Below are 2,163 nucleotides of genomic sequence, written 5' to 3'. Positions count from 1 at the left end.
ACTGATACTCAACGACAACGGCGGGCGGAGCATTCACTTTGAGCCGCTGCTGCCGGGGGAGGCGGTGTACAGCCGCAGCGAGTCAATGTGGCTGGTGCGCGGTGGTAAGGCAGCGCAGCCGGACGGCCACACGCTGGCGCGACTGTGGGGGGCGCTGCCGCCGGATATCCGGTTAAGCCCGCATCTTTACCTGGCGACCAACAGCGCACAGGGGTCGTGGTGGATACTGGGGTGGAGTGAGCGGGTGCCGGGTGCTGAGGACGTACTGCCAGCGCCGCTGCCGCCGTACCGGGTGCTTACCGGGCTGGCGGACCGCTTCGGGCGGACGCTGACGTACCGGCGTGAGGCCGCCGGTGACCTGGCTGGGGAAATCACCAGCGTGACGGACGGTGCCGGGCGGAAGTTCCGTCTGGTGCTGACCACGCAGGCGCAGCGTGCGGAAGAGGCCCGCACCTCTTCGCTATCTTCTTCTGACCGTTCCCGCCCTCTCTCAGCCTCAGCGTTCCCCGACACACTGCCCGGTACGGAATACGGCCCCGACAGGGGCATCCGTCTTTCGGCGGTGTGGCTGATGCACGACCCGGCATACCCGGAGAATCTGCCCGGTGCGCCACTGGCGCGTTACACGTATACGGAAGCCGGTGAACTGCTGGCGGTATATGACCGCAGCAATACGCAGGTGCGCGCTTTCACGTATGACGCGCAGCACCCGGGCCGGATGGTGGGGCACCGTTATGCGGGAAGGCCGGAGATGCGCTACCGCTACGACGATACCGGGCGGGTGGTGGAGCAGCTGAACCCGGCAGGGTTAAGCTATCGCTATCTTTATGAGCAGGACCGCATCACCATCACGGACAGCCTGAACCGGCGAGAGGTGCTGCATACAGAAGGCGGGGCCGGGCTGAAGCGGGTGGTGAAAAAAGAACTGGCGGACGGCAGCGTCACGCACAGCGGGTATGACGCGGCAGGAAGGCTCACGGCACAGACGGACGCGGCGGGACGGCGGACAGAGTACGGCCTGAATGTGGTGTCCGGCGATATCACGGATATCACCACGCCGGACGGGCGGGAGACGAAATTTTACTATAACGACGGGAACCAGGTGACGGCAGTGGTGTCCCCGGACGGGCTGGAGAGCCGCCGGGCGTATGATGAGCTGGACAGGCTGGTAACGGAGACATCGCGCAGCGGGGAGACAGTACGCTACCGCTACGATGACGCGCACAGTGAGTTACCGGCGACGACAACGGATGCGACGGGCAGCACCCGGCAGATGACCTGGAGCCGCTACGGGCAGTTGCTGGCCTTCACCGACTGCTCGGGCTACCAGACCCGCTATGAATACGACCGCTTCGGCCAGATGACGGCGGTTCACCGCGAGGAAGGTATCAGCCTTTACCGCCGCTATGACAACCGTGGCCGGTTAACCTCGGTGAAAGACGCACAGGGCCGTGAAACGCAGTATGAGTACAACGCCGCAGGCGACCTGACCGCCGTCATCACCCCGGATGGCAACCGGAGTGAGACACAGTACGATGCGTGGGGAAAGGCGGTCAGTACCACGCAGGGCGGGCTGACGCGCAGTATGGAGTATGATGCTGCCGGACGTGTCACCACGCTGACTAACGAGAACGGCAGCCGAAGTGAGTTTACCTACGATGCGCTGGACCGGCTGGTACAGCAGCGCGGCTTTGACGGGCGGACGCAACGTTACCACTATGACCTGACCGGAAAACTCACGCAGAGTGAAGATGAGGGGCTTGTCACCCTCTGGCACTACGACGAATCGGACCGCATCACGCACCGCACGGTGAACGGCGAACCGGCAGAGCAGTGGCAGTATGATGGCCACGGCTGGCTGAGAGAAATCAGCCACCTGAGCGAAGGCCACCGTGTTGCCGTCCACTATGGCTATGACGACAAGGGCCGTCTGACTGGCGAGCGCCAGACGGTGCATAACCCGGAGACGGAGGAACTGCTCTGGCAGCATGAGACGAAACAGGCATACAACGAACAGGGGCTGGCAAACCGCGTCACGCCGGACAGCCTGCCGCCGGTGGAGTGGCTGACGTATGGCAGCGGTTACCTGGCGGGAATGAAGCTGGGCGGGACGCCGCTGGTCGAGTATACGCGGGACAGGCTGCACCGTGAGACGGTGCGCAG

General features: G+C 64.2%; 1 pseudogene. It reads left to right on the top strand.

Features of this window, described 5'->3' with window-relative positions:
• Positions 1 to 2,163: pseudogene (locus BGE37_RS24670) on the top strand (RHS element protein); the annotation flags it as partial.

The sequence above is a fragment of the Escherichia sp. MOD1-EC6300 genome (assembly GCF_002965045.1).
Lineage (GTDB): Bacteria > Pseudomonadota > Gammaproteobacteria > Enterobacterales > Enterobacteriaceae > Escherichia > Escherichia coli_F.
Note: the sequence above shows the minus strand (reverse complement) of the source record. Positions and strands in the feature narration are given on the sequence as shown.